The organism is Pseudoalteromonas sp. B62, from assembly GCF_037162565.1.
Lineage (GTDB): Bacteria > Pseudomonadota > Gammaproteobacteria > Enterobacterales > Alteromonadaceae > Pseudoalteromonas > Pseudoalteromonas fuliginea.
Window position 1 is genome coordinate 1,624,940 of record NZ_JARLVB010000002.1, and the last position, 23,497, is coordinate 1,648,436.

Annotated in this window: 21 protein-coding genes and 1 pseudogene; 16 read left to right on the forward strand and 6 right to left on the reverse strand. The window is 38.0% G+C overall.

Annotated elements, in window-relative coordinates; translation table 11 throughout:
- The first annotated feature begins 388 nt into the window (after positions 1-388).
- Entirely contained in the window at positions 389-2,320 is a 1,932-nt protein-coding gene (locus P4S71_RS11810; RefSeq protein WP_337150732.1) for a methyl-accepting chemotaxis protein, read from the forward strand.
- Positions 2,321-2,395: 75 nt separating this feature from the next.
- On the forward strand, positions 2,396-2,869 hold the full coding sequence (locus tag P4S71_RS11815; protein WP_008139383.1) for a peroxiredoxin: 474 nt from the start codon (positions 2,396-2,398) through the stop codon (positions 2,867-2,869).
- Between the two features lie 417 nt (positions 2,870-3,286).
- On the opposite strand, the gene P4S71_RS11820 is transcribed toward P4S71_RS11815, so the two are convergent.
- Positions 3,287-3,739: an REP-associated tyrosine transposase gene (locus P4S71_RS11820; RefSeq protein WP_337150733.1), complete on the reverse strand. Its 453-nt coding sequence runs from the start codon at positions 3,737-3,739 to the stop codon at positions 3,287-3,289.
- A gap of 718 nt (positions 3,740-4,457) precedes the next feature.
- Here P4S71_RS11820 and P4S71_RS11825 point away from each other — a divergent pair.
- The 3 genes from P4S71_RS11825 (at position 4,458) to P4S71_RS11835 (ending at position 8,143) form a co-directional block, all read left to right on the forward strand.
- Entirely contained in the window at positions 4,458-5,864 is a 1,407-nt protein-coding gene (locus tag P4S71_RS11825; protein ID WP_033031593.1) for a mannose-1-phosphate guanylyltransferase/mannose-6-phosphate isomerase, read from the forward strand.
- Between the two features lie 262 nt (positions 5,865-6,126).
- On the forward strand, positions 6,127-7,545 hold the full coding sequence (locus P4S71_RS11830; RefSeq protein WP_337150734.1) for a phosphomannomutase: 1,419 nt from the start codon (positions 6,127-6,129) through the stop codon (positions 7,543-7,545).
- A 184-nt stretch (positions 7,546-7,729) separates the two neighbouring features.
- Entirely contained in the window at positions 7,730-8,143 is a 414-nt protein-coding gene (locus P4S71_RS11835; protein ID WP_007376768.1) for an adenylyltransferase/cytidyltransferase family protein, read from the forward strand.
- 400 nt (positions 8,144-8,543) lie between these two features.
- Here the strand turns inward: P4S71_RS11835 and P4S71_RS11840 are convergent, their stop codons facing one another.
- From P4S71_RS11840 to P4S71_RS11855, 4 genes are all read right to left on the reverse strand, one after another.
- Positions 8,544-9,608: a CDP-glycerol glycerophosphotransferase family protein gene (locus P4S71_RS11840; RefSeq protein WP_337150735.1), complete on the reverse strand. Its 1,065-nt coding sequence runs from the start codon at positions 9,606-9,608 to the stop codon at positions 8,544-8,546.
- 405 nt (positions 9,609-10,013) lie between these two features.
- The gene (locus P4S71_RS11845; protein ID WP_337150736.1) at positions 10,014-10,514 is read right to left on the reverse strand and encodes a DUF3299 domain-containing protein; all 501 of its coding nucleotides are present in this window, start codon (positions 10,512-10,514) and stop codon (positions 10,014-10,016) included.
- 14 nt (positions 10,515-10,528) lie between these two features.
- On the reverse strand, positions 10,529-11,887 hold the full coding sequence (locus P4S71_RS11850) for an ABC transporter permease (protein WP_337150737.1): 1,359 nt from the start codon (positions 11,885-11,887) through the stop codon (positions 10,529-10,531).
- Positions 11,884-12,570 carry an ABC transporter ATP-binding protein gene (locus P4S71_RS11855; protein ID WP_149606516.1) on the reverse strand — a complete coding sequence of 229 codons (687 nt, stop codon included), beginning with the start codon at positions 12,568-12,570 and terminating at the stop codon, positions 11,884-11,886. Before P4S71_RS11855 ends, P4S71_RS11850 begins: the two co-directional genes overlap by 4 nt.
- A 390-nt stretch (positions 12,571-12,960) precedes the next feature.
- Between P4S71_RS11855 and P4S71_RS11860 the strand changes: the two genes are divergently transcribed.
- The 10 genes from P4S71_RS11860 to P4S71_RS11905 all read left to right on the forward strand — a co-directional run bounded on the left by P4S71_RS11860 (position 12,961) and on the right by P4S71_RS11905 (position 22,225).
- Positions 12,961-14,064: a phosphoribosylaminoimidazolesuccinocarboxamide synthase gene (locus P4S71_RS11860; RefSeq protein ID WP_337150738.1), complete on the forward strand. Its 1,104-nt coding sequence runs from the start codon at positions 12,961-12,963 to the stop codon at positions 14,062-14,064.
- Positions 14,065-14,186: 122 nt separating this feature from the next.
- On the forward strand, positions 14,187-14,843 hold the full coding sequence (locus P4S71_RS11865; RefSeq protein WP_337150739.1) for a methylamine utilization protein: 657 nt from the start codon (positions 14,187-14,189) through the stop codon (positions 14,841-14,843).
- On the forward strand, positions 14,836-17,151 hold the full coding sequence (locus P4S71_RS11870) for a bifunctional diguanylate cyclase/phosphodiesterase (RefSeq protein WP_008137361.1): 2,316 nt from the start codon (positions 14,836-14,838) through the stop codon (positions 17,149-17,151). The genes P4S71_RS11865 and P4S71_RS11870 overlap by 8 nt, the downstream gene beginning before the upstream one ends.
- On the forward strand, positions 17,138-17,971 hold the full coding sequence (locus P4S71_RS11875) for a DUF3034 family protein (RefSeq protein WP_337150740.1): 834 nt from the start codon (positions 17,138-17,140) through the stop codon (positions 17,969-17,971). The genes P4S71_RS11870 and P4S71_RS11875 overlap by 14 nt, the downstream gene beginning before the upstream one ends.
- Positions 17,971-18,390 (forward strand): group I truncated hemoglobin, encoded by a 420-nt coding sequence (locus P4S71_RS11880; RefSeq protein WP_149614386.1) that lies wholly within the window; start codon positions 17,971-17,973, stop codon positions 18,388-18,390. The genes P4S71_RS11875 and P4S71_RS11880 overlap by 1 nt, the downstream gene beginning before the upstream one ends.
- 64 nt (positions 18,391-18,454) lie before the next feature.
- Positions 18,455-19,459, forward strand: coding sequence for a CDP-glycerol glycerophosphotransferase family protein (locus tag P4S71_RS11885; protein ID WP_337150741.1), 1,005 nt, complete (start codon positions 18,455-18,457; stop codon positions 19,457-19,459).
- Positions 19,460-19,523: 64 nt separating this feature from the next.
- Complete coding sequence (locus P4S71_RS11890; protein ID WP_337150742.1) at positions 19,524-19,919, forward strand: hypothetical protein; 396 nt, start codon at positions 19,524-19,526, stop codon at positions 19,917-19,919.
- On the forward strand, positions 19,874-20,782 hold the full coding sequence (locus P4S71_RS11895) for an IS4 family transposase (RefSeq protein WP_337119403.1): 909 nt from the start codon (positions 19,874-19,876) through the stop codon (positions 20,780-20,782). Before P4S71_RS11890 ends, P4S71_RS11895 begins: the two co-directional genes overlap by 46 nt.
- 180 nt (positions 20,783-20,962) lie before the next feature.
- A complete protein-coding gene (locus P4S71_RS11900; RefSeq protein ID WP_007376780.1) occupies positions 20,963-21,388 on the forward strand; it encodes an adenylyltransferase/cytidyltransferase family protein in 426 nt (141 codons plus the stop codon).
- 3 nt (positions 21,389-21,391) lie between these two features.
- Entirely contained in the window at positions 21,392-22,225 is an 834-nt protein-coding gene (locus P4S71_RS11905; protein WP_337150743.1) for a sulfurtransferase, read from the forward strand.
- A gap of 290 nt (positions 22,226-22,515) precedes the next feature.
- On the opposite strand, the pseudogene P4S71_RS11910 reads toward P4S71_RS11905, so the two are convergent.
- A pseudogene (locus tag P4S71_RS11910) lies at positions 22,516-22,874 on the reverse strand (DUF5522 domain-containing protein).
- A gap of 43 nt (positions 22,875-22,917) precedes the next feature.
- Between P4S71_RS11910 and P4S71_RS11915 the strand changes: the two are divergent.
- Positions 22,918-23,244: a hypothetical protein gene (locus tag P4S71_RS11915; protein ID WP_337150744.1), complete on the forward strand. Its 327-nt coding sequence runs from the start codon at positions 22,918-22,920 to the stop codon at positions 23,242-23,244.
- The last annotated feature ends 253 nt before the right edge of the window (positions 23,245-23,497 follow it).

Genomic DNA, 23,497 nt, shown 5'->3' on the forward strand with positions numbered 1-23,497 from the left:
GTGGTTTACTCTTTGTTGCTCGGTTTTTACTTATTCTTATATAGATGTAAACCAGTAGTGTAACGCAGGAGCAGTTACCGAGACCACTAAGTTACAAGCCTAGCGTCGCGATTTAATCACCTCTAGGTAGAATAAATTTTAATCTTGAAAGTTCAACAGACCTCTATATTTAAAATAAATAATCTGGAATCTGATTTTAACCCCGATTTTAGGTGAATTTTTAATTCATCATTTTTAGGAGCGATTTTTATCTCGCCCTTTAAATTAGTTCTTTTGTATGGGTTACATTAAAAATTGTTGTATAACTCGACCTTTAAAGATGGTTTACATAAAAGTGTCATAAATAGTTAATACTCTAAGCGCGCACTCACTATTGGAGCTAAGATTTATGCGCGTGTCATCTATTACCCGGTTACTGGCTATATTATTGGCTTTGGCGAGTATTTTATTAGGGTCTACCTTATTTTGGGCAAGCCAAACCTTACTTAAACTAGAGCAGCAAAATACCGCATACAGCCAACTTAAAAATACTATTTTAGTTGATTTAGCCGGTTATTTAGGGCGTTACTTAGACCAAGGTGACAGCCAATATTTAAATCAAGCCTCTACTTTAATTAACAACGTTAAAGTTAATCAATTATCTATATTGCCAAGTGAGTTAAGCACAACGCTTGAACAGCAATTAACGACCCTCAACAATGACATAAATGGCAAATACCGTGCACTTGGTAAGCTTTCGGGTAACGAAACCGCACTACTTGATAACGCGCTTAGGCAAATGGCAGGCTCAGCATCAACATTAATTAGCTATGCTAAAAAAGCACCGGAGCAAAATAACCATGCGCTAATGTATTACTCTCTGGCGAGTGATTATTACACTGAAGTAATTAATTTATCTTTATTTACCTATCAACTTATTGTTCAGTACGATAAAAACACAGAACAAAGCTTGCAACAAAGCATCGTAAATTTAAATAAATTAGCACAAGCTATTGAGCTGCTTCCTAATTTAGGTGTTATGAGTGCCGTTGACGAAGACGCTCTATTTATTGATGAAGAAGCTGAGGACCTTGGCGACGAAATAAAGTCAGAGCTTGTCAGTTGGCCTAATCGTTATCCGCGTGATTTAGCAAGTACTCTTGAGCAAACTCAGTTACGAGAAAATGGCTCTAATGCGTTACGCTCACAAATTAGTGCACTTTCAAATACGGTTATTAATGCAGAGCAGGCGCTTAAGGCGGAGCAAGATAATTTAAAGCAGCAAGTACTTTGGGTATTTTGTGCTGCAATAGGTACGTTGGTTATATTGGCTGCGAGCGTTTATTTTGTACAACGTAATCAAGTACTAAACCCGCTTAGGCAATTACGAGATGGCTTTGCTTTTTTAATTGAAAGTAATGAGCTTAAGAGTATTGAAAGTAAAAATTCGAAAACTGAGATTGGTGAGATTGCGCAGTTTTTTAATCAACTCATCGATAGGCAGCGAACTGAAGCGCAAGAGCGGGCACAAATGCTAAAGGTGGTTAACAGTTTTATGCAGCAAATGAGCGAAAATTTATACACTATCAGTCAACAAGCATCGCTTAGCCATGGGCAAGTAGAACAAAATCAAAACTTATTAAGCGACATTCAACGTATTGGCGAGCAGGTAAATGATATTAATGCACAGGTGGCCGATAACGCACAAAGTACATTTACTGCAATGGAGCAAAGTTTGGGCTTTTCAGCAAATATGTTAGATGCCAGTTCTGATACGCAAGTGCGTGTAGAGCAAGGAATGCAAAGCATACAAGAGTTACTAACAGGTGTTGATGGAGTGGGTAAAATTATTGAGGTTATTCGTAATATTGCCGATCAAACTAACCTTTTAGCCCTAAATGCAGCGATTGAATCAGCGCGTGCAGGAGAGCACGGACGTGGCTTTGCTGTGGTGGCTGATGAAGTAAGGCAGTTAGCGCGGCAAACACAAGGATCGCTTAGCGATATAAACGATCAACTAAGCTTGCTAACTGAAAACTCGCGAGTGGTGTCTACGCAAATATCAGCATTGGCCAACGGTGCACAGTCGCAAACACAAAATGCTCAAGAGCTAAAACTAAACTCCGAAGGGGTAGCTAGTAATGCTCAAAGTGCAAACAGCGTTGCTTTTGAGGCAATGGAACTGGCAAAGCAACAAAGTAGCTTACTCGACAATTTTAGTAAATCAATGCAAAGCATGAAAGGGCAAGTGAGTGAATCAAGTTTACTTGTTGATGATATTCGTAATCAGCTACAGCAGCAAATGCAAACAATAAAAGGTAGCTTGGGCCTTAAAAAATAAACAAAGCTGTATGTTAGTCGCATTAAGCGATAAGCTAAAAATTCATTACGTTTCAATATTTTTTAAGGATTTATTATGATTGAACAAGGCCAAACGTTACCGGCTGTAACACTTACGCAATTAACTAACGACGGCATGCAAACATTGACGAACAGTGAGTTATTTGAAGGTAAGAAAGTTGTGCTGTTTGCTGTGCCAGGTGCGTTTACACCAACCTGTTCAAATGCTCATTTACCAGAATTCATTACCCTCGCTGATAAAATTAAAGCAAAAGGTATTGACGCTATTTACTGTGTGTCAGTTAATGATGCATTTGTTATGAAAGCATGGGGCGATTCACAAAACGCACAAGAGATTGCCATGCTTGCCGATGGTGATGCAAGCTTTACTAAGGCATTAGGCCTTGATAAAGACACCGCTGGCTTTGGCGGTGTACGTTCTTCACGTTACGCAATGATTGTTGATAACTCGGTAGTAACCGGTTTGTTTGTAGAACAAGATAAAGAATTTGCAGTAAGCCGCGCAGAATACGTTTTAGAAAAGCTTTAAGCGCGAAGTAAATTCGCACCTCTGGGTTGGTGTATGTGGTAGGTGAGGTTTTACACCTCGCTTTTTGGCACCAAAGCCACGTTACAAAGCGCGGAATAAATTCGCACCTACGGGTTGGTGTATGTTGTAGGTGAGGTTTTATACCTCGCTTTTAAACATTAAAGCCACGTCATGAAGCGCGAAGTAAATTCGCACCTACGGTTTGGTATATGTTGTAGGTGAGGTTTTATACCTCGCTTTTTGACATTAAAGCCACGTCATGAAGCGCGAAGTAAATTCGCACCTACGGTTTGGTGTATGTTGTAGGTGAGGTTTTATACCTCGCTTTTTAAACACCCAAGCCACGTTACAAAGCGCGAAATAAATTCGCACCTATGGTTTGGCGTATGTTGTAGGTGAGGTTTTACACCTCGCTTTTTACTTTATGTAAATACAGTCCCAGTAGGGATACAAAGCAACTTTATCGACGATTTTAGCCCTTAAAGGGTTTGCAATTATATACCTAGCGTTATTAAGTAAATCATCCTCATTTCTAATCATATGGTCGTAGTAGTTACGTTGCCATAGTTTTTGTACCCCTAAACGATCGCGTATAGTTTTGGAGCAGCGACCTTTAAAAGATTTAATTACATCCGATAGGGATTTTTCATTTCCCAATTGAATTAACCAATGAACATGATTTGGCATAATTACAAACGCTATTGTTTTAGCTGCTTTTTGATCTTCTATATTTTTCATTTCTTTAATAATTAAACGATTAATATCTATAGAGATAAACTTATCTTCTCTTTTATGTGCTACCAATGTAATAGAGTAAAATCGATTTATTAACGATACTCTGCCTTTTCTTAATAAATCGGAACGATGCATTTTTATTGATCCTTTTTATTTAAAGGTAGCAGAAATATAGAAATTTTTAAGATGAGTGAGCGCGAAATAAATTCGCACCTACGGTTTGGTGTATGTGTAGGTGAGGTTTCACACCTCGCTTTTAAACATTAAAGCCACGTGATATGAGCGCGAAGTAAATTCGCACCTACGGTTTGGCATATGTTGTAGGTGAGGTTTTACACCTCGCTTTTAAACACCAAAGCTACGTTACATGGGCGGATGTAAATTCGCACCTACGGTTTGGCATATGTTGTAGGTGAGGTTTTACACCTCGCTTTTTAAATATTAAAGCCATGTTACATGAGCGCGAAATAAATTTTCACCTACGGTTTGGTGTATGTTGTAGGTGAGGTTTTACACCTCGCTTTTTAAATATTAAAGCCATGTGATATGAGCGCGAAGTAAATTCGCACCTACGGGTTGGCGTATGTTGTAGGTGAGGTTTTACACCTCGCTTTTTAAACATTAAAGCCACGTTACATGAGCGGATGTAAATTCGCACCTACGGGTTGGCATATGTTGTAGGTGAGGTTTTACACCTCGCTTTTAAATGAAGCTAAATATTGTCGCAATTAATTTCCCGTTTCGAAGGTCAATTAGGTAGCATGTCAGATTTTTTAATCTGACACTCAATTATGAACATTCTTCACACATTCAAAGTGGTACTTTGAAGCCATTTTAGCAAAGGAATTTAATAATGATTTTACCTGTAATAATGGCTGGTGGATCGGGTACGCGTTTATGGCCGCTTTCTCGCGGGAATTACCCAAAACAATTTTTACCATTAAGTGGCGAACAAACTATGCTACAAAATACGATAAGTCGTTTAAATGGTTTAGTTCATAGTCCTGCAATGCTTATTTGTAATGAAGAGCATCGTTTTATAGCGGCAGAACAAGTTCGACAATTAGGTGTGCAGCATAGTGGACTGTTTTTAGAGCCTGTAGGGCGTAATACGGCGCCAGCGATTGCCTTAGCTGCATTTAAAGCTGTAGAGAAAGGTGAAAACCCTTTGCTGCTTATACTTGCCGCAGATCATGTGATTGACGACACTATTGCATTTCAACATAGTATTAACCAAGCTGTAGAACTGGCCAAGCAAGACAAGTTAGTTACCTTTGGTATTGTAGGAAACAAACCTGAAACAGGGTATGGCTATATAAAGCGCGGTGAGCAATTTAATAACGGTTTTGTGGTTGATAGTTTTGTAGAAAAGCCAAGCCTAGAAATGGCAAAAAAATACATAGATAGTGGCGATTATTATTGGAATAGTGGCATGTTTTTATTTAAAGCAAGTCGCTATTTAGAGGAGCTAAACACTTTTCGCCCTGATATTTATGAAGCATGCGAAAAAGCTATGCAAGTACAAAACGACGATATGGATTTTGTTCGTATAGATAAAGCAGCATTTGAAAAATGCGCGAGCGAGTCGATAGACTATGCTGTGATGGAACATACCAAAGATGCAGTGGTTGTGCCGATGGATGCTGGTTGGAGCGATGTTGGTGGTTTTTCTGCATTGTGGGACGTATCAACTAAAGATAAAAATGGCAATGTATTTACAGGTGATGTAAAAGCGATTAACACTAAAAACACCCTGGTTTTTGGTGAAGATAAACTCGTTGCTACAATCGGTATTGAAGACCTCGTTATAATAAATACTAAAGATGCAGTGCTTGTTGCGCACAAAGATCAATCACAGCATGTAAAAGCAATCGTACAGCAATTAAAAGCTGAAAATCGTTCAGAAGCAGTCACGCACCGCGAAGTTTACCGACCTTGGGGTAAATATGACTCAGTTGATAGCGGCGAACGCTTCCAAGTTAAGCGTATTACAGTAAAGCCTGGCGCAAAACTCAGTGTGCAAATGCATCATCACCGTTCAGAACATTGGATTGTTGTATCAGGCGCTGCAAAGGTGCGAATAGATGGTGCTGAGCAGCTCGTAACTGAAAATGAGTCGGTGTACATTCCCATTACTGCAGTACATGCGCTGGAAAACCCAGGTAAAGTTGATTTAGAGCTTATTGAAGTTCAGTCTGGTTCATACCTTGGTGAAGATGACATTGTGCGTTTTGAAGATTGCTACGGCCGAGTGAAGTGATTAATTACTCGGTATTCAATGCTTGTAAGGGCGCTGTATTTAACCTGAATTCGGGATAATAAATCTATTTCAAGCAGCTATTAACGCGTAAATTCGCCTTGTTTTCACTGAAAATCTCTGGCTAGAGAAAATAAATTTAATATCATCATGATTCAATACGTTAGTAAATCTCTTAACCAGAGTTCAGGTTATTTAGATAAGTGATAGTTATTAGTAATTTTCGTTTTCACTTTTCTTTGTATAAAAAGTGATAAGGTTGTATATGGATAACACATTAATTTGCTCAGAAGTGATAGCCAAAAGTGGTGTTGTTTTTGGCACCAGTGGTACACGTGGTTTAGTTACAGATTTTACCGCAGATGTATGTGCTGCTTTTTCTATCGGGTTTGTTAAGTCGATAAAAACAGAATTTAGCTTTAATACCGTAGCATTAGCTATTGATAATCGCCCCAGTAGTTATTTTATGGCGCAAGCCTGCGCGCAAAGCTTAAAGCAACTCAATATTAATGTAATTTACTATGGTGTTATACCCACTCCAGCGCTTGCTTATAAAGCGATGCAAGACTCTATCCCAAGCATAATGGTTACAGGTAGCCATATACCATTTGACCGAAATGGCCTTAAGTTTTATCGACCAGACGGTGAAATCACCAAAGCTGATGAACAAGCTATCTTAAATAATAAAATGCCGTTCTCAGCGGTAACACAAGTAAGTGAACTTGATCTAAATACTGCAGCAAGTGAAGCTTATATAAAGCGTTATACCAAGTTATTTAGTGCCGATGCACTGGTTGGTAAAAAAGTAGGCATTTATGAGCACTCCAGTGCAGGACGAGACTTATATAAAAGTTTGTTCGAACAATTGGGGGCGAAGGTAATAAGCTTAGGGCACAGCGAAAATTTTATACCAATTGATACAGAAGCCGTTTCTGAGGAAGATAAAAAACAAGCAATTATATGGTCAAAAAAGTATGGGTTTGACGCTATATTTTCAACAGATGGCGATGGTGACCGCCCGCTCGTTGCTGACGAAAATGGTGGCTGGTTACGCGGTGATTTATTAGGTTTATTGTGCAGTCAACTCCTTGGTATTGAAGCATTGGCTGTCCCTGTAAGTTGTAACACGGCGATAGAAAAATCAAATAGCTTTAAACACATCATACGTACAAAAATTGGATCACCTTTTGTAATCGCAGAGTTTAGCCAATTAAATGAAAACTTTACCCGTGTTGCTGGTTTCGAAGCCAATGGTGGGTTTTTATTAGGCTCAAACATAGACATAAATGCAAAGCAGCTTACAGCTTTACCAACACGTGATGCAGTGTTACCTGCACTTATGTTGTTAATACAAAAGCAACCAATATCTATGCAATTGAAGTTATTACCAGAGCGCTTCACCGCGAGCGATAGGCTGCAAAATTTTGCAAAAGCCAAGAGCCTTGAATTAATTGCAACGCTTAAGTGTAGTGCCGATGCATTTCTCACAGAATTAGGCTGCGGTCTAAATTACTCAGTTAATACAGTCGATGGTTTGCGTATTGTCCTTCAAAATGATGACGTAGTGCATTTAAGAGCTTCCGGCAATGCTCCTGAGTTACGTTGTTATACTGAAAGTGATACTGTTTTTAATGCAGAAAAATTAGCCGACAAGGTAATCCAGTATTTAAATAAATTAAAATAACTGTAATAATTTCAATAAACTAAATTTCAAGCATGGATTTATTATCCAGAGTTTAGGTTAATTATACTATGTTAGCTTTAGTGCAGGTTTGTATTGGTCTGTTCCTGATTTTTATTCATGTTTATGCTTATGTTATCCTACGTACTAAATTATTAGGGTATTACTTTTAGTCGTAGGTTTTGAAATGAAAAAAATAGGCTATACCACTGGGGTTTTTGATCTGTTTCATATTGGTCATCTCAATGTACTTAAACGCGCAAAGCTAGAGTGTGATTACCTTATTGTTGGGGTAACAAGCGATGAGTTATCTATATCGGTTAAAAACAAAAAGCCGGTAATCCCTTTTCAAGAAAGGCTAGAAATTGTCGAAGCTATTAAGTTTGTGGATGAGGTTGTTCCTCAAGTTAATTATGACAAACTAGAAGCGTGGAATAATTTAAAATTTGACAAAATGTTTGTCGGAGACGATTGGAAAGGCACTGATAAGTGGAACGCAATAGAAGAAGACTTTGCTAAGCGGGGAGTTGAAATAATGTATTTCCCTTACACTACGCATACTTCGAGCACTATTTTACGTGAAGTACTTAGTAAAATATAAAACCTGATTAAAATCGTATCTAGTTTAGAGTGTTTTTATTTCCCATACATAGGTTATAACGGCGCATAAATACCAATCCGTAATAATACTTAACCTGAACTTTGCTTGAGATAGATTTATTATCCAAAGTTCAGGTTACTTATACCAATCCGCAATAATACTTAATCAATTTGAGGGATCAAATCTGACGTTAACTGCGTTAAAAATTTCTGATATAGAATAACTAAATAACGAAATTTTTGCCTTGTTATCGACACGATTTTCTTACCTCAAAATAGCTCACTTAATTAAGTGAATTGGTATTAATTATGCTAATTGGTATAAAAGCCCAGCTAAAACAAGTTTTAACCCTAAAAATCCAATAATCCTTTGTTTTGTATGTGATTGTTTGGCTTTAAAGTTATGACCACCAATAGTAATTTAGGCTTTTTCTAATTTTAAATTTACGAAGTAAGTTTAAAGGTTTTCTTTTTAGGTGAGATGTACCAGAACAAATTAAATTATTAATAGCGCCTAATACCCTCACACTTGACTTGCCATCTCTGTATGGATGAACGCTGTCGCAGTGTTGTTTTACTTTTTCTAATGTGTGCTCATCTTTTTGAAAAGCGCTTATTAAAGTACTTTCTAGGTCGGCTTCGTTACTAAAGTTAATCATCCAGTCTTTAGGTTTGCGGTTGTTAAACGCAACGGCTACTTTTTCTTGTAATGCAAATTCGGTAATAATTGATGATGTGTCAGACAGTATAATGTCGGTAGCCTGTAGAATTGGAATCACATCACCGGTGGTAATAAAGGTGAGGTTTTCGCAGGCGAGTGATTTATACATTTCAATTTCTTCGCTTGTCGCTTTTGGATGAAGCTTTACTATCCACTGCCAGTTTTGTGTTTTTAATAGCGCTTTAATATAAGGGTAAAGCTTGTAGGTACTTGTTAGCTTTGGCGAAAAAGTGGGGGCATATAATATGGTAGGCTTATCAGATTGATATAGCGCTATGTCTTTATGTTCAGTAAATAAAGGATCTAACTTTGACCAGCCGGTTTCGACTACGTCGCAAGTGCCATCGTTAATATCATTAAACCCTTGAGTAATATTTGGACCTTGTGTGCAATATAAGTCAAAAAATCCTCTAATATTAAATTTGTTCTTTTTGCCCGAATCAAAGCCATGAAAAACCTGCACTTTAATCCCAGGAAAAAAATGAGGGATCACGTTACCAGGCGCAAGTGTGGCATTGGCGTTATATTCTTTAACTTCTTTTATGTTGAGAAGCTGGTAATCATCAGGCTGTAAAAAGCCCTCTGCCTCACTTCCATTAGGAATAAACCAAGCAACGCTGCCTCCTCGCTTTTTTATTTCGTGCTCTATGGGTCTTAAAACGTTAAACGAGTACGATAAATTTACAAAAAACAAATATTTAAATTCGCTTGTTTTGTTTAGAGAAGGCAGATCTTTATTTAGCACTGGTGGTTCCTTTTTTAACTGAAAAAGTAAAAGTATTTAACCTAAACTTTGACTAAGCGGTTTAGGGCATGTTGAAATTTGTTCAATCTAGGGGCAATTTAATCTCGGCTCGAGATTTGTAACCTGATAACGGATCCTGCGTTTATTGGCTTACATCCATGTAAGAATAAGTCAAAGCCGAACAACAAAGAGTCAATCGCCCCTAGGACGAACCCAAGGGTAGCGCATGTTTGGCATTTATGCTGCGTATCGCCTATTTATGGGGAGTACCACACAAGAACACCACACAACGTAGGTTCTGCCTTGCCTAATAACCAAATATACTACTGCAAATTAAACCACCAAAGAACAACACGCCCTAATAACATATTGCGTTTAAATTTATCAGCCGTTCAGATTAGTTAATTAAAGTTCAAATGGCGCAACGCCAACTGCCTTCATTTTATAGCCTACTTGGGCTATTTCGCCTGACCACGTTTCTGTACTTATAACACCGGTTACAACGATTGCGTCATACAGGCTGTCTATAGGTACGCCACCTTTAATAGTTACATGCACAATTTGATTTGGCGGCGGTGGCGGTACGTGTATACATGCACCAAAATATGGGACGAGTAAAAACTCAGTAATAATTTCACTGTCACCTTCAAGTGGTACTACAAAGCCAGGTAAGCTTACAGACTGACCGTTTAACGCTTTAACTACAGGTGCGTCTAGATCGGGTTGCACCCAATTTTGATCGCTGCCTTCGTGATTGGCTTGTGCTTGTGTGTCTATTTGCACGTGATTTTTAGGGATTAAGTCTTCCCAAAAAATCTCTTTTGGTGGATTTGCATTACTTGCAAAACTTACGAGTAGTAAATTAATAATAGTAATATATTGAAAAGCTGTTTTAAAAAACGTCATGGGATACCTAAAAATTATGTTTTTATACTCATGCCATCGCTGAGAGAATAAAAGTAAGCGCGTGTGGCAGGCACTAAACCAATAATAAAACCAGCTACCATAATAACGCCTATTAATGTGAGTTCATAGTAAGAGAGCATCGCTATATTTACGCTAATACCTGCATGGCTTTGTAGGTAGCCGGCACCTAAATACATAACTAAATAAAATAATGCACAGCCAACTAAGCAACCTAATAAAGTAGTTAACAGTGACTCTATGCTTATAAGTGTGAATAATTGCCAAGGGCGGGCACCTACCGAACGTAATATAGCAAGCTCACGGCGACGTTGACTTAGGTTTGCAAGCAGTGTGGTTAGCATGCCTAGTAAGCTAACAAGTACGACGATTGCGGAAAATAGTTGCAGTGTTTTTTCTACTATGGCGAGCATTTGCCATAATTCTTTCAGTGTTACGGTGGGCATAATACCAAGCAATGCTTCTTGCTTATATTGATTTATATTGCGCCTAATTTGCAATGTGTATAGCGGTGATTTAAAACCCATTAAAAATGCAGTGATTTGTTTTGGATGTCCTATAAGATCGTCATGTTCGTCATGTTCGTCATGTTCGTCATGTTCGTCATGTTCGTCATGTTCGTCATGTTCGTCATGTTCGTCATGTTCGTCATGTTCGTCATGTTCGTCATGTTCGTCATGTTCGTCATGTTCGTCATGTTCGTCATGTTTAGTGCTAGCTCTGGCATGTATTAAATCGATAGAGGCAAGCGGTATGTGTAACGTTTTATCAACAGGTGTGCCGGTGGGGTTTAAAATACCGACAACTTTAAATGGGTTGTCGTCATGATGATGAAAGCTAGTATTGCCCATACCGTGGGATATAACGATATGATCGCCAAGTTTATAACCTAATTTGTTAGCTACGCTGCTCCCCAGTACAACCTCGTTAATATTTAAAAATGGATGGCCTTGGTTAAAGCTTAAGTTTTGTTTTTTAGCAAAGCGGTAATGTTCAAAGTAGTCAAGAGTAGTGCCAAGTACAGCTTGGCCTTTATGGCTATCGCCTAGGCTTATAGGTATGCTCCATTTTACGCCTCGCTGATTGGTTATATATTCATAACTTTGCCAGCTTACGCCGTTGTTGGTATGGCCAATTCTAAATACCGACGCAAGTAATAATTGAATATCACCAGTGCGTGCGCCCACAATTAAATCAGTGCTCGAAATAGTATTACTAAAGCTACTTTTTGCATCAACTCTTACACGCTCAATACTTAGCAATAACATAACGCTAATTGCAATAGTAAACAGTGTTAAAAATACGCTGGCACGACGATTTAATAAGCTTTTATAAGCCAGTTTAGCAAGGATCATATTTGCTCCTGCAAATGGGTTAAATCTATTGAGCGATCGAATAACGGTTTTAAGCTTTCGTCATGACTTACAAATATTAAGGTGCTGTTTAAATGCAATGCCTGTTCAAATAATAACGTTATAAAGCTTTCGCGGTTATTTGCATCAAGTGCTGATGTTGGCTCGTCAGCTATTATTAGCTCAGGGTTACCAATAAAAGCACGGGCTGCTGCAACACGTTGTTGTTGGCCAATACTGAGCTGTGCTACGTTTTTATGATGGTATTGCTCAATTAAGCCAAGTGCGTTTAATAAGCGCTCAGCTTCTTTGTGTAATGTTGTGGCGTGTTTAAGTGCTTGGCTTTGCCGTACTTTAGAAAATTGACACCCTAAAATGACATTTTCGATAGGTGTTAAATAAGGTAATAAATTAAAGTTTTGAAAAATGGTGCCAATATGGTCGGCTCTAAATGCATCGCGCTTGGTATTACTTTGTGTGTTTAGGCATTGATTTAAAATATACACATCACCGCTGGTGGCTGTATTAATTCCCGTAAGTAAGGCTAATAAAGTAGATTTTCCTGAACCGCTTGGGCCATATAAAAAAATACGTTCGCCTTTTTTTACAGCCAGCTCTGCAATCCTTAGAGTCGGTTTTTTATCGTTTTTATGCCATTTAAAAGTAACGTTTTTTAGGCTGATCATTAAATGTATACCTGTATAAATCTGACGAAGATAAAACTCGGGTTAAGAAACTAACTAAGAGGTTGACCTGTAAATATAATTAAAGTTGCTTTTTGTTAGTCAAAATTTTTAAATGCAAACAAGGCGAATTTACGCGTCAATAGTGGGCCTATTGCAAGTGAATTCAACGCAGTTAGTGTTGAAAATAACTGCTTAAGATTGATTTACTATCCAGAGTTCAGGTTATTTAGCCTACCCGTAAAGTTTACCTTATCCCAACGAGCATATAAATATGTGCCTTTATTTGTTTTAAGCATCCGATTGAGCTTTAGGGTTGGCTAGATTATTATACAGCTCACATAACCCCATACCATACTTTGCTCAAAGAGCATCCCTAACCCCGGAGATAGCATGACTAGCTATAAAGTTTTAGATGTAAACGATGATTTACCCATTCGTACCAAAGGTGAAGTACATAGCGGTAAGGTTCGTTCAGTTTATTGGCTAACAGATGAAGACAGCGCGCGATTAATTAGCGACAAAGGCTATAAAGTACCTGCAGGCACTGAGCTTGCAATTATGGTTATTTCAGACCGAATTTCGGCGTTTGATTGTATTTGGCAAGGCGAAAACGGGTTAAATGGCGTGCCAGGTAAAGGGATCGCCCTTAACTCGGTTGCATCGCATTGGTTTAAATTATTTGATCAAGCAGGCCTTGCAGGTAACCATATTGTTGATATTCCGCATCCTTACGTATGGATTGTGCGCAAAGCCAGTACAGTAAAAGTAGAAGCGATTGCACGCCAATACATTACAGGCAGCATGTGGCGCGATTACGCAAAAGGCGTGCGTAATTTTTGTGGTATTGATTTACCAGAAGGCTTAAAAGCAAACCAAAAGCTTGATAACGTTTTAATTACGCCCTCAACAAAAGGTATTATTGAAGGCGTTGCCGACATCCCACCTGTTGATGATGTAAATATCACGCGTGCTAACATTACTAATAACTTAGATGTATTTAACTTTAAGTCGGCAGATGATGTAACTAAGTACGAAAAACTGCTAGTTGAAGGCTTTAGGTTAATTAGCGATGAGCTTGCAAAGCTTGATCAAATTTTTGTGGATACAAAATTTGAGTTTGGTTATGTGGAAGATTTAAATGGCGCGCAGCAACTTATTTATATTGATGAAGTAGGTACACCTGATTCGTCACGTATTTGGGATGAAGCCGCTTATCGCGATGGCAAAATTGTTGAAAACTCTAAAGAAGGCTTTCGCCAGTTACTAATTAATAATGTGCCAGAAAGCGATGTATTATTAAATAAAGACCGTATGAGTGAACGTGAACAACTTGCTAAAGATTATATTTTACCAGAATCAGTCATGCTTGAAGTGTCAAATACCTATGTAGGTATTGCGAGTAAAATTGTTGGCAAAGATATTGTTATACCTAGCGATCCTCGCCAAGAAGTAATTGCTATTTTAGATGCTGAATACGGATTGATTGTAAAATAACACGACTAAAGGATGGCTTAACCTAGTTACTCGGTCTTTATTTGTGGTTACTGGGCTATAATTCTTGCAATTAGTGCTCGTCTCTAATTAACTTAGCTTAACGTTAATAGTTTGGTGTTGTTATGTTAGAGCGAGCATTGCAAAAAATTGCAAAAAATCGTTGTTTTTTAGCGATAGGTTTGTTTTTTAGCCATTTTGCTTTGAGCGCAAATATTGATTTAGTTATACAAGACCAACATGGGCAAGCATTACCTGATGCGGTGGTTGAGCTAAATCAAAATAATATAAAGTCTGCTTTTACATCAAAGACGGTTGCGACAATGGATCAAGTTAATAAGCAATTTTCACCTGAATTATTAATTGTTCAAAAGGGGCAGCAAGTAAATTTTCCTAATAGCGATAATATTCGCCATCATGTGTATTCTTTTTCACAAGCCAAGCCTTTTCAGCTAAAATTATATTCAGGGCAACCAAAAGACCCTATTGTATTTGATAAGCCCGGTGTGGTTGTTTTAGGATGCAATATTCATGACTCTATGATTGGCTATATTTATGTGGCAGATAATCATCTTGTTTATAAAACAGATGAAAGAGGGCGTGTTACTTTGCCAGCCACTTCTTCTGAGGTGACTGTATGGCATCCTCTTCAGCGTGCCGCATTGGAGAATAAAAAAATAATTACTATTAATTCTCAAACTCAGCTTTTAGTAACCATAAATACTTCGGTCCCAGAGCTTCGAAATACATTTGGCAGTAAATTTAAGGCCCAAAATGACTAATAGTTTAAAAAACCGTATAACCATACTCTGCGTTGGCTTAGTGTTATTAACCACTGTGGTTAGCTTATTTAGTTTTTGGTGGTCTACGAGTAAATTCCAAGAAGAAAAAGTTAACCAAGATATAAGCGTTGCCCAAAGTGTATACAAGCAATACTTAAAGTCAAAAGAGAGCCTATTATTAACCGCCGCTAAAGTACTTACCTCTGACTTTGGCTTTAAACAAGCTGTTGCTACACGAGACGCCGGTACAATAAGCAGCGTATTATTTAACCATAGTCAGCGTATAAACGCCGAGCTAATGTTGTTAATTGATTTGTCGGGTAAATTAATTTCGGCTAATACCAGCGAAGATATTTACGGGCACGATTTACAGCCGCTAATGAAAGAATTATTAAGTACTTCGGAGCAATCTAGTTTTGTTGTTTTAAATAACGAACTTTACCAAGTGATTTTACTTCCCGTTAAGGCGCCACGTACAGTTGCTTATAGTTTAGTTGGATTTAAAATAAATAACGAAGTGGCCGCCGAGCTTAAAAGCTTAACAGGTATGGATGTAAGCTTTATAGGCAGTGCGGATAATTTAGTTATTAGCTCTTTAGTTAAACGTCCAACCCCTTTTGAACCTGTGAACTATTTTAATACGTTAACCACATCACGCTTTTTTGGTGAATATTTAGTGTATCGCAATCGTGATATTGATTTACCGTCGCTACTTTCTCACCCAATTGTTATTTTACTCAGTGCTGATTTAACGCAAAGTTACAGTGATTTTGAAAAGCTATTTTTTACATTAATGATATTGGCTATTTTAACCATGTTTGTAGGTGTTATAACAAGTAGCTTATTAGCAAACAACCTTACTACTCCTTTATCTCAACTCGCTGTTATTGCTAGGCAATTTGCACAAGGTAACTATAGTTTCGAATTTAAAGGAAAAAAACAAAGTACAGAAATAACGACCCTAGTTGATGCATTTAATAGCATGGGTAACGATATTAATGAACGTGAGAAACAAATTAGTTTTCAGGCTCGCCATGACTCCCTTACAGGGTTTTATAATCGTTCAGCAATGCTAGATGTGTTGGGGGATGAATTAGATGCAACGAATGAATACACACTTGTTGCTATTGATATTAAGGGTTTGCGACACATAAACGATAAGTTAGGCCCTCGTGTTGGGGATGACTGTTTAAAAGCGGTAGCAAGTCGTATAAGTGAGTTTTCTGATGAGCTAGGTGGTTTTCATGCGCGAATTGGCGGCGATGAATTTTTAACGGTATTCCCAGCAACTGCAGCACAAGAGCTAAAAAGTGGCATTGATGGCTTAATGATGCAGTTACAGGCTTGCTATACCATTCAAAAGTTAAAAATTAATTTACGATTTAGTGCCGGTATTGTGCAATACCCAGCGCAAGGTATTACTAGCGATGATTTAATGCGCCGTGTATTGATTGCTGTCGACAGTGCTGCAAGCGATCATGAAAGTATTCATTATTATCAAAGTGGCGAAGATGAGGCGCATTTAGAGCGCTTGATAATGCTTGATGAGTTAAAACAAGCAATTATTGACGATGATGGCCAGTTATTTATGACCTATCAGCCTAAGTTGCATATGAAAACGCAAAAAATCGATAAAGTTGAGTCGCTTATACGCTGGCAACGAAAGGATGGTAGCTGGGTTAATCCAGAGCTATTTATTGATTTAGCTGAGCAGTCGGGGCTTATTGTTGAGCTAACCGCGTGGGTGGTTAATACCGTTGTTGCACAGGTAGCTAACTGGCAATCAAAAGGCATTGAGTTACAAGCCGCTATTAATGTATCGGCGCAAGATATTGCCTTTTCGGGATTTCATTCAGCTTTGGTCAGTACGCTTGAAAAACATAAAGTAGACCCTAAGTTGATTACGATTGAACTTACCGAGCGCGATATGATCGAAAATGAAGAGAAAGGTATTAAAGCACTCGAAAACTTAAAGGCAATTGGCGTTAAAATATCACTAGACGATTACGGCGTAGGGCAAACGTCACTTGGGCGCTTAAAAATGCTACCTATTGATGAGTTAAAATTAGATAAGTGTTTTATTTTAAAACTTGATGAGTCACAAAAAGATCAGTTTATTGTGCAGTCTTCGATTACGTTAGGTCATCAATTAGGATTTTCTGTTGTTGCTGAAGGGGTCGAAACATTGGGGTCTTTAGAGTTGCTTAAAAATATGCAATGCGATCATGCACAAGGCTATTATTTAAGTAGACCGTTAAAAGCTGAATTACTTGAAGAATGGCTTTTAGATCATTATGTATCACATTAAATATTGGAGCGTAGTTGCCCTTTGTTTAATGAGTTTACCGTGTGTAGCCAGCAGTGGAAAACTGCTTGCTACTCCTGGTGTGTCTCAAATTGAAGGCAATGCGGGTGGAGGCATTGTACCTTGGGCGCAACTAGCTGGTTATGCCAGTGATGATGAGTTTTCGATAAATGGCTTTTGTAGCCGGGCAGATGTAACCGATTACACTCTTGATGTATGCGGTGCCCAGTTAAACTTGTTTAATCGTGTTGAATTTAGTTACGCAATACAGCAATTTGATGTACCAGCATTCAATGCGCAGATAGAGCAAAATATTAGCGGCGTTAAAGTTCGTTTATATGGGGATATTGTTTACAGTGAGTGGCCACAATTAAGTGCAGGCATTTTACATAAATCACTGGATGATGGTTCTATTGCACAGTTAGTTGGCGCGAAAAGTACCAGTGGAACCGATTTTTATTTAGCGGCCAGTAAATTACATTTAGGCGCGATTGCAGGTTACAACTGGTTTTGGAACTTAACGGCACGCTACAGCGAAGCAAACGAATTAGGCTTGCTAGGCTATGGTGGTGAAAGCGACAGTACTAGGGTGTTGTTTGAAGGCAGTACTGCACTTTTTTTAAGCCGTGAATTGGCCGTAGGTGTTGAGTATCGTCAAAAAGCGAATAACCTTAATTTAGGCGAACAAGATTGGAAAGATGTATTTGTGGCTTGGATACCAAATAAGTACGTGAGTATAACAGCGGCTTATTTAGACTTAGGACGCATTGCCGGTGCTAATGCTCAAACTGGTTGGTATTTTTCGGTAACAGGGTATTGGTGATGCAAAATATAGCCGTATTTTTATTATGCGCAGGGTTATTAGTAGGTTGTGCAAATAAACCTGCACTGTCGCTTTATCAGCAGTTAGATGGAAAAGTAGGTATAGCTAAGCTTGTTGATAGTTTTATCTATCAAATAGGTAACGACGAGCAAGTATTTCATTACTTTGAACACGCTAATATTACGCATTTTCGTGATGGTTTTATTTCCCATATGTGTATGTTATTTGAAGGCCCATGTGAGTACAGGGGCGATTCTATGATTGCTATTCATACGGGTATGAATATATCGGAAAAAGACTTTAATCATGTGGTCGATTTACTCGTTAACGCAATGAATGAGCAAAATATTAGTTATAACGTGCAAAATAAAATACTTTCAAAAATGGCACCACTACGTGGTGGAATAATAAAAATATAGGTACCTTGGTTTTTGTTATGTGGCTTTCAATGTAGAATATAAAGAAAACAACTGTGGCGATACTATGAATATAATTTTTGACACTCAAAGCCTTTATTACCTTCCTCAGTACATTCCAGTATTTAAAAAGTTATGCGAAAAAGGCATTAAAAGTCAGTTTGTTTTTTATAAAAATAGTCATCAGGATTTGATTCAAGGTGTTATAGATAACTACAATTTAGAACATATATGGGTTGAAAATCAGCTACAAGCTATTGATTACTACGAGCAAGAAAAATCTGATTGGGTATTTTTTGCTAACTCATTTTGCCATCTAGAACGTTTACATAAGGTATCTAAAAGTGCTCAACTTGGACATGGGATCGGCCCTAAATCAAGTTATTACACTAAATCTAGCCAAGCTATGACTGTACGTTTTGTGGAAGGTGAATACAGATTAAGCCGCTTACAGAGTATGTACCCTGATGATACGTTTATTGATGTAGGTTTTTGTAAATTAGATCCTATTTTTAATAATGAAGAAATTGATGGAGCACTCTCATTAGAAGGCTTTAGTGACAAAAAGCAGACCATTTTGTATGCGCCAACATTTTATCCAAGTAGCTTAGAACTGTTTCCTGAAAACTGGCCTGAACATTTTAGTGATTACAATATTTTAATAAAGCCTCATTATTTTTCGATTAGTAAAGAAAAGTATAAATGCCATTTAGCGCTGCTAAATCACTGGTCTACTTTCCCAAATGTTTATTTGGCTAAGGTTGAGGATTATTCTCTGGTGCCTTTTTTAGACAAAGCCGACTTGTTGATTAGTGATGCATCGTCAGCTTTATTTGAATTTGCACTATTAAATAAGCCGGTTATTTGGTGTGATTTTTTAAAGTTGAGATGGAGCTATAAAGGAATTTTTTCTTTTCGTTTTAAAAAACGTATGGACCGAGATTACGGGGAATACGCAAATATTGCGGTGCATGCTAGCAAATATAAAAATCTAAAAAAATTAGTTGTAGAACAATTAGCTAAACCAGAAAAGTTAGCTAATACTCATAGGTTGGATCTTAAGAAAACTTGAAGTTGAACTCTGTTAATGATCAAATAGTTACGCCAATAAAAACATGACTAAAAACAGAGTTCACATGCAGATTAACCAAGTTTCAAACCAATTAAAAGCCCTTATCTCAGAAAAACACCTCATTGAGCTTGCAAAAACCTCTGGATTTCAAGTTCGACACCGTTGCCTGTCGATCGTTTCTCTGCTCAAAGCCGTATTTAAAAGCTTATCTTGCCTGCAAGACGCTAACTTGTCAGATATCCATCAAAACTTGCGAACGCAGGCTGATTGCACGATAAGTTATAAACCCTTTCATAATCAAATTCGAAAACCAGCCTTGACTGAGCTTGTCCGTGAGCTCGTTATTCAAGCGATGTCTAAATTGACTGTAAACACGCTGGATAAAACCTTTTTACCCAGCGAGGAATACAGCGAGTGTTATTGCAAGATGGTTCTTCATTTGCTCTACATGATGAATTAGCGCAGGTTTTTGCTGGTCGTTTTACTGCTGTAAGTCCTGCCGCAATTGAGTTGCACGTTACCTATGACCTATTTAATGAACAACCCTGCGAAATAGATATTCGTCCTGATGTTGAAACTGAGCGCGCCTTTTTACCAGGTAGCCACACACTTGAAGATACGTTATTACTTGCTGATGCTGGGTATTTTGACTTAGATTACTTTGAGCAAGTAGCTCAAGATGGCGGATATTTTTTGATCAGAGCAAATAAAAACATTAACCCAATCGTTACATCAGCTTATTGCGCGGGTATAGAACTTAAAGAAAAGAACATTAAAATCAAAACGTTACTCGATAAATTCGCAAGCCAACCACTTGAATTAACAGTACGTTGGAAGAAAAATGGGCCCGAGTACAGGCTTATCTATTTACCGAATGAAAAGCGCCCCGTTTTCCTTGTTACTAATTTAAAAGAGGCACAGTTTAGCTTTGACGAACTACTCGATATATATGCAACTCGTTGGCAAATTGAGTTGTTTTTCAAAGAACTAAAGTCATGGAATAACCTTAAAGGGTTCATCACACGAGATCCTCATATTGCCGAATCATTGGTTTGGCTGAGCATACTGCAAACACTTATCAAGCGTTTTATCTGCCATAGTGCAGCGGGTATGTTTAAGTGTGCGATCTCGACATTTAGAGCGAGTAAGTGCAGTTATCTTTGGTTGGATGATATTCTGGATTGCATAGAACAAACACGGTGCAGCCATAAGATACATCGTGTATTTGAGCTACTAGCGGTAAATTGTAAGCGGCAAAGCATTGAGAAAAACAATGATATTTGCCGTTTTAAGATAGGAAGTCACACGGTCTGTGTTCCTTAAGAACTAAGCTATGAGCTAATACTAGGTTGGCTTTATCGGAAAAACTCGCGGGCAAGTTAGACGGCAAAGCGAGCCAAAGAATTGTTGAGTACGTAATTGAAAATAACTAGGCTAACTGGACGTTACTATATTTTATAAAAGGATTTTTTAAACTTAAAAATAATAAACTAGGTTTGTTAAATGAAAAAAATTGGATATACAACGGGTGTTTTTGACTTATTTCATATTGGTCATTTAAATATTCTTAAAAGAGCAAAATTAGAGTGTGATTACCTAATTGTAGGTATAACAACGGATGAGTTAAGCCAGTCAGCTAAAAATAAAAAGCCAGTAATTCCCTTTCAAGAACGCATGGAAATAGTTGAAGCAATTAAGTTTGTTGACGAAGTTGTGCCGCAGGTTAATTATGATAAAGAAGAAGCGTGGAACAATTTAAAGTTTGATAAAATGTTTGTTGGTGATGACTGGAAGGGCACTGAAAAGTGGCAAAAGATTGAAGCTGACTTTGCAAAGTTTAATGTAGAGATATGTTACTTTTCGTATACATCTCATACGTCGAGTACAATGTTAAGAAACGTATTAGATAAAATAAATAACACGAAATAAATCATGAAAAACCTTATCTCCTGCCTGCAATTACACGAGCAACTTAATAATCCTGCATTAGTGATATTTGATGCAGGTATGCTGCGCCCAGGTGTTTTGGGTACTTATTCGCCGCAAGTAGTGCTGCCTAACGCTAAACGTTTTGACATAAAAAACGAGTTGGCTGATAGGTCAAACCCGCTACCAAGTACAATGTGCAGCGCACAGCAATTTACCAGCGTTATGCAAAATGCAGGCGTAAATAAAGATGCGTTTATAGTTGTATACGAAGATGGCGGTTTATTTAGCGCAGCAAGAGCATGGTGGATGTTTAAAGTTATGGGGCATCACAATGTTAAAATACTCAGCGGTGGTCTTAAAAAGTGGTTGGAGTACGGCTACGACGTACAACAAAGTTATAGCGAGGCGTCAGGTAAAGGTGATTTTACGGCAAACTATAATTCTGAGTATTTTATTAATAGCCAACAAGTGCTTAACGCAATAGATGATCCTAATACTTTATTGCTTGATGCACGTGCTTATAAACGTTTTACTGGTGAAGAAAGTGAACCTCGTAAAGGTATACATAGCGGGCACATTCCTAATAGTCGCTCGTTGCCTTTAATGAATTTACTAGATGACGGTGAAGCCAAACCACTTTCTGAAATTAAAGCGATATTTAGTGACGTAATTGGTGATGCGCAGCAGTTACAATTTAGCTGTGGCTCAGGTATTACAGCCTGTGCTTTAGCGCTATTTGCTGCTGAATGTGGTTACAGTAATTTAAGTGTTTACGATGGCTCGTGGAGTGAATGGGGCGCAAGTGATTCGTTTCCAATTGCTACGAACGAGACATAAACCAGCTGTAGACGTAGAGCTTGCTCACGTTAAAAGCGCAGCTTTGCGGTTTAATTTACAAGTTTTGCTAGCCCCGCCTGCAATCTACTCATCTACAGATAAATTTAACACCGAGTAAAGATTAGCTGTAGACGTAGAGCTTGCTCACGTTAAAAGCGCAGCTTTGCGGTTTAATTTACAAGCTTCGTTAGTCCCGCCTGCAACCTGCTCATCTACAGATAAATTTAACACCGAGTAAAGATTAGCTGTAGACGTAGAGCTTGCTCACGTTAAAAGCGCAGCTTTTCGCTTTATTTTTTATAACCGTACGGGCAATTTTTACAACCGTTTTTACAACACGAACCGCGCTTTAAAAAAACCACTTACTAAATATCATGTAACCACTTTGCATGGTGTAATCGAGCCCTTCAATTAAATTGTCGTTACCTCTAAATTGCTTTGCAAAGTTTATTTGGGTTTTAATAGGCTGTGTATAAATCCCCTCTAAAAAAATATTTATTTTATTAAGCGTGCACTTGCGGCATAAACAACTTGTTGCTGTGGTATCAAGCGGTAAAATAGCTGGCAGCTCATTGCACCAACACGCTGATATATCGTCTACATTACACGTTAAAGTACTGTGGCATTGAGTGCAGTTAAGTTCAGTCATTATAATTCTTTTTAGTAACAGTGAGCCAAGAATAACAAATATTATGAATACACAAAAAGCATTAGCTGAATTTATTACGTTTGGTGAGCAAAGAGATGAAGCTATATCGGTTATCGTTTCAAGCCCTGCTGATAGCAATAAAACTCACTATACTCTCTCAACCGAGGTTTTAATTGATGTGCTTAAACGCTGTTTAAGTAACGAAATAGACTTAGATGATTTAGAGCTTTGGGCAAACGTAATTGAATCGCGAGATGATATTGATTGTACTGAGCATGAAGGTTTTATTTATGCGCTCAGTAATAGCGAGCAAATGGGAGAGCTTAATCATCAAAAGCTTGCTCAAATAGCTGCGTTAGTAAAAGTTTGATTTGTTTAAAAAGCGAGGTGTAAAACCTCACCTACAACAAACGCCAACCCCGTAGGTGCGAATTTATTTCGCGCTCATGTAACGTGGCTTGGGTGCCAAAAAGCGAGGTGTAAAACCTCACCTACAACAAACGCCAACCCCGTAGGTGCGAATTTATTTCGCGCTCATGTAATGTGGCTTGGGTGTTTAAAAAGCGAGGTGTAAAACCTCACCTACAACAAACGCCAACCCCGTAGGTGCGAATTTATTTCGC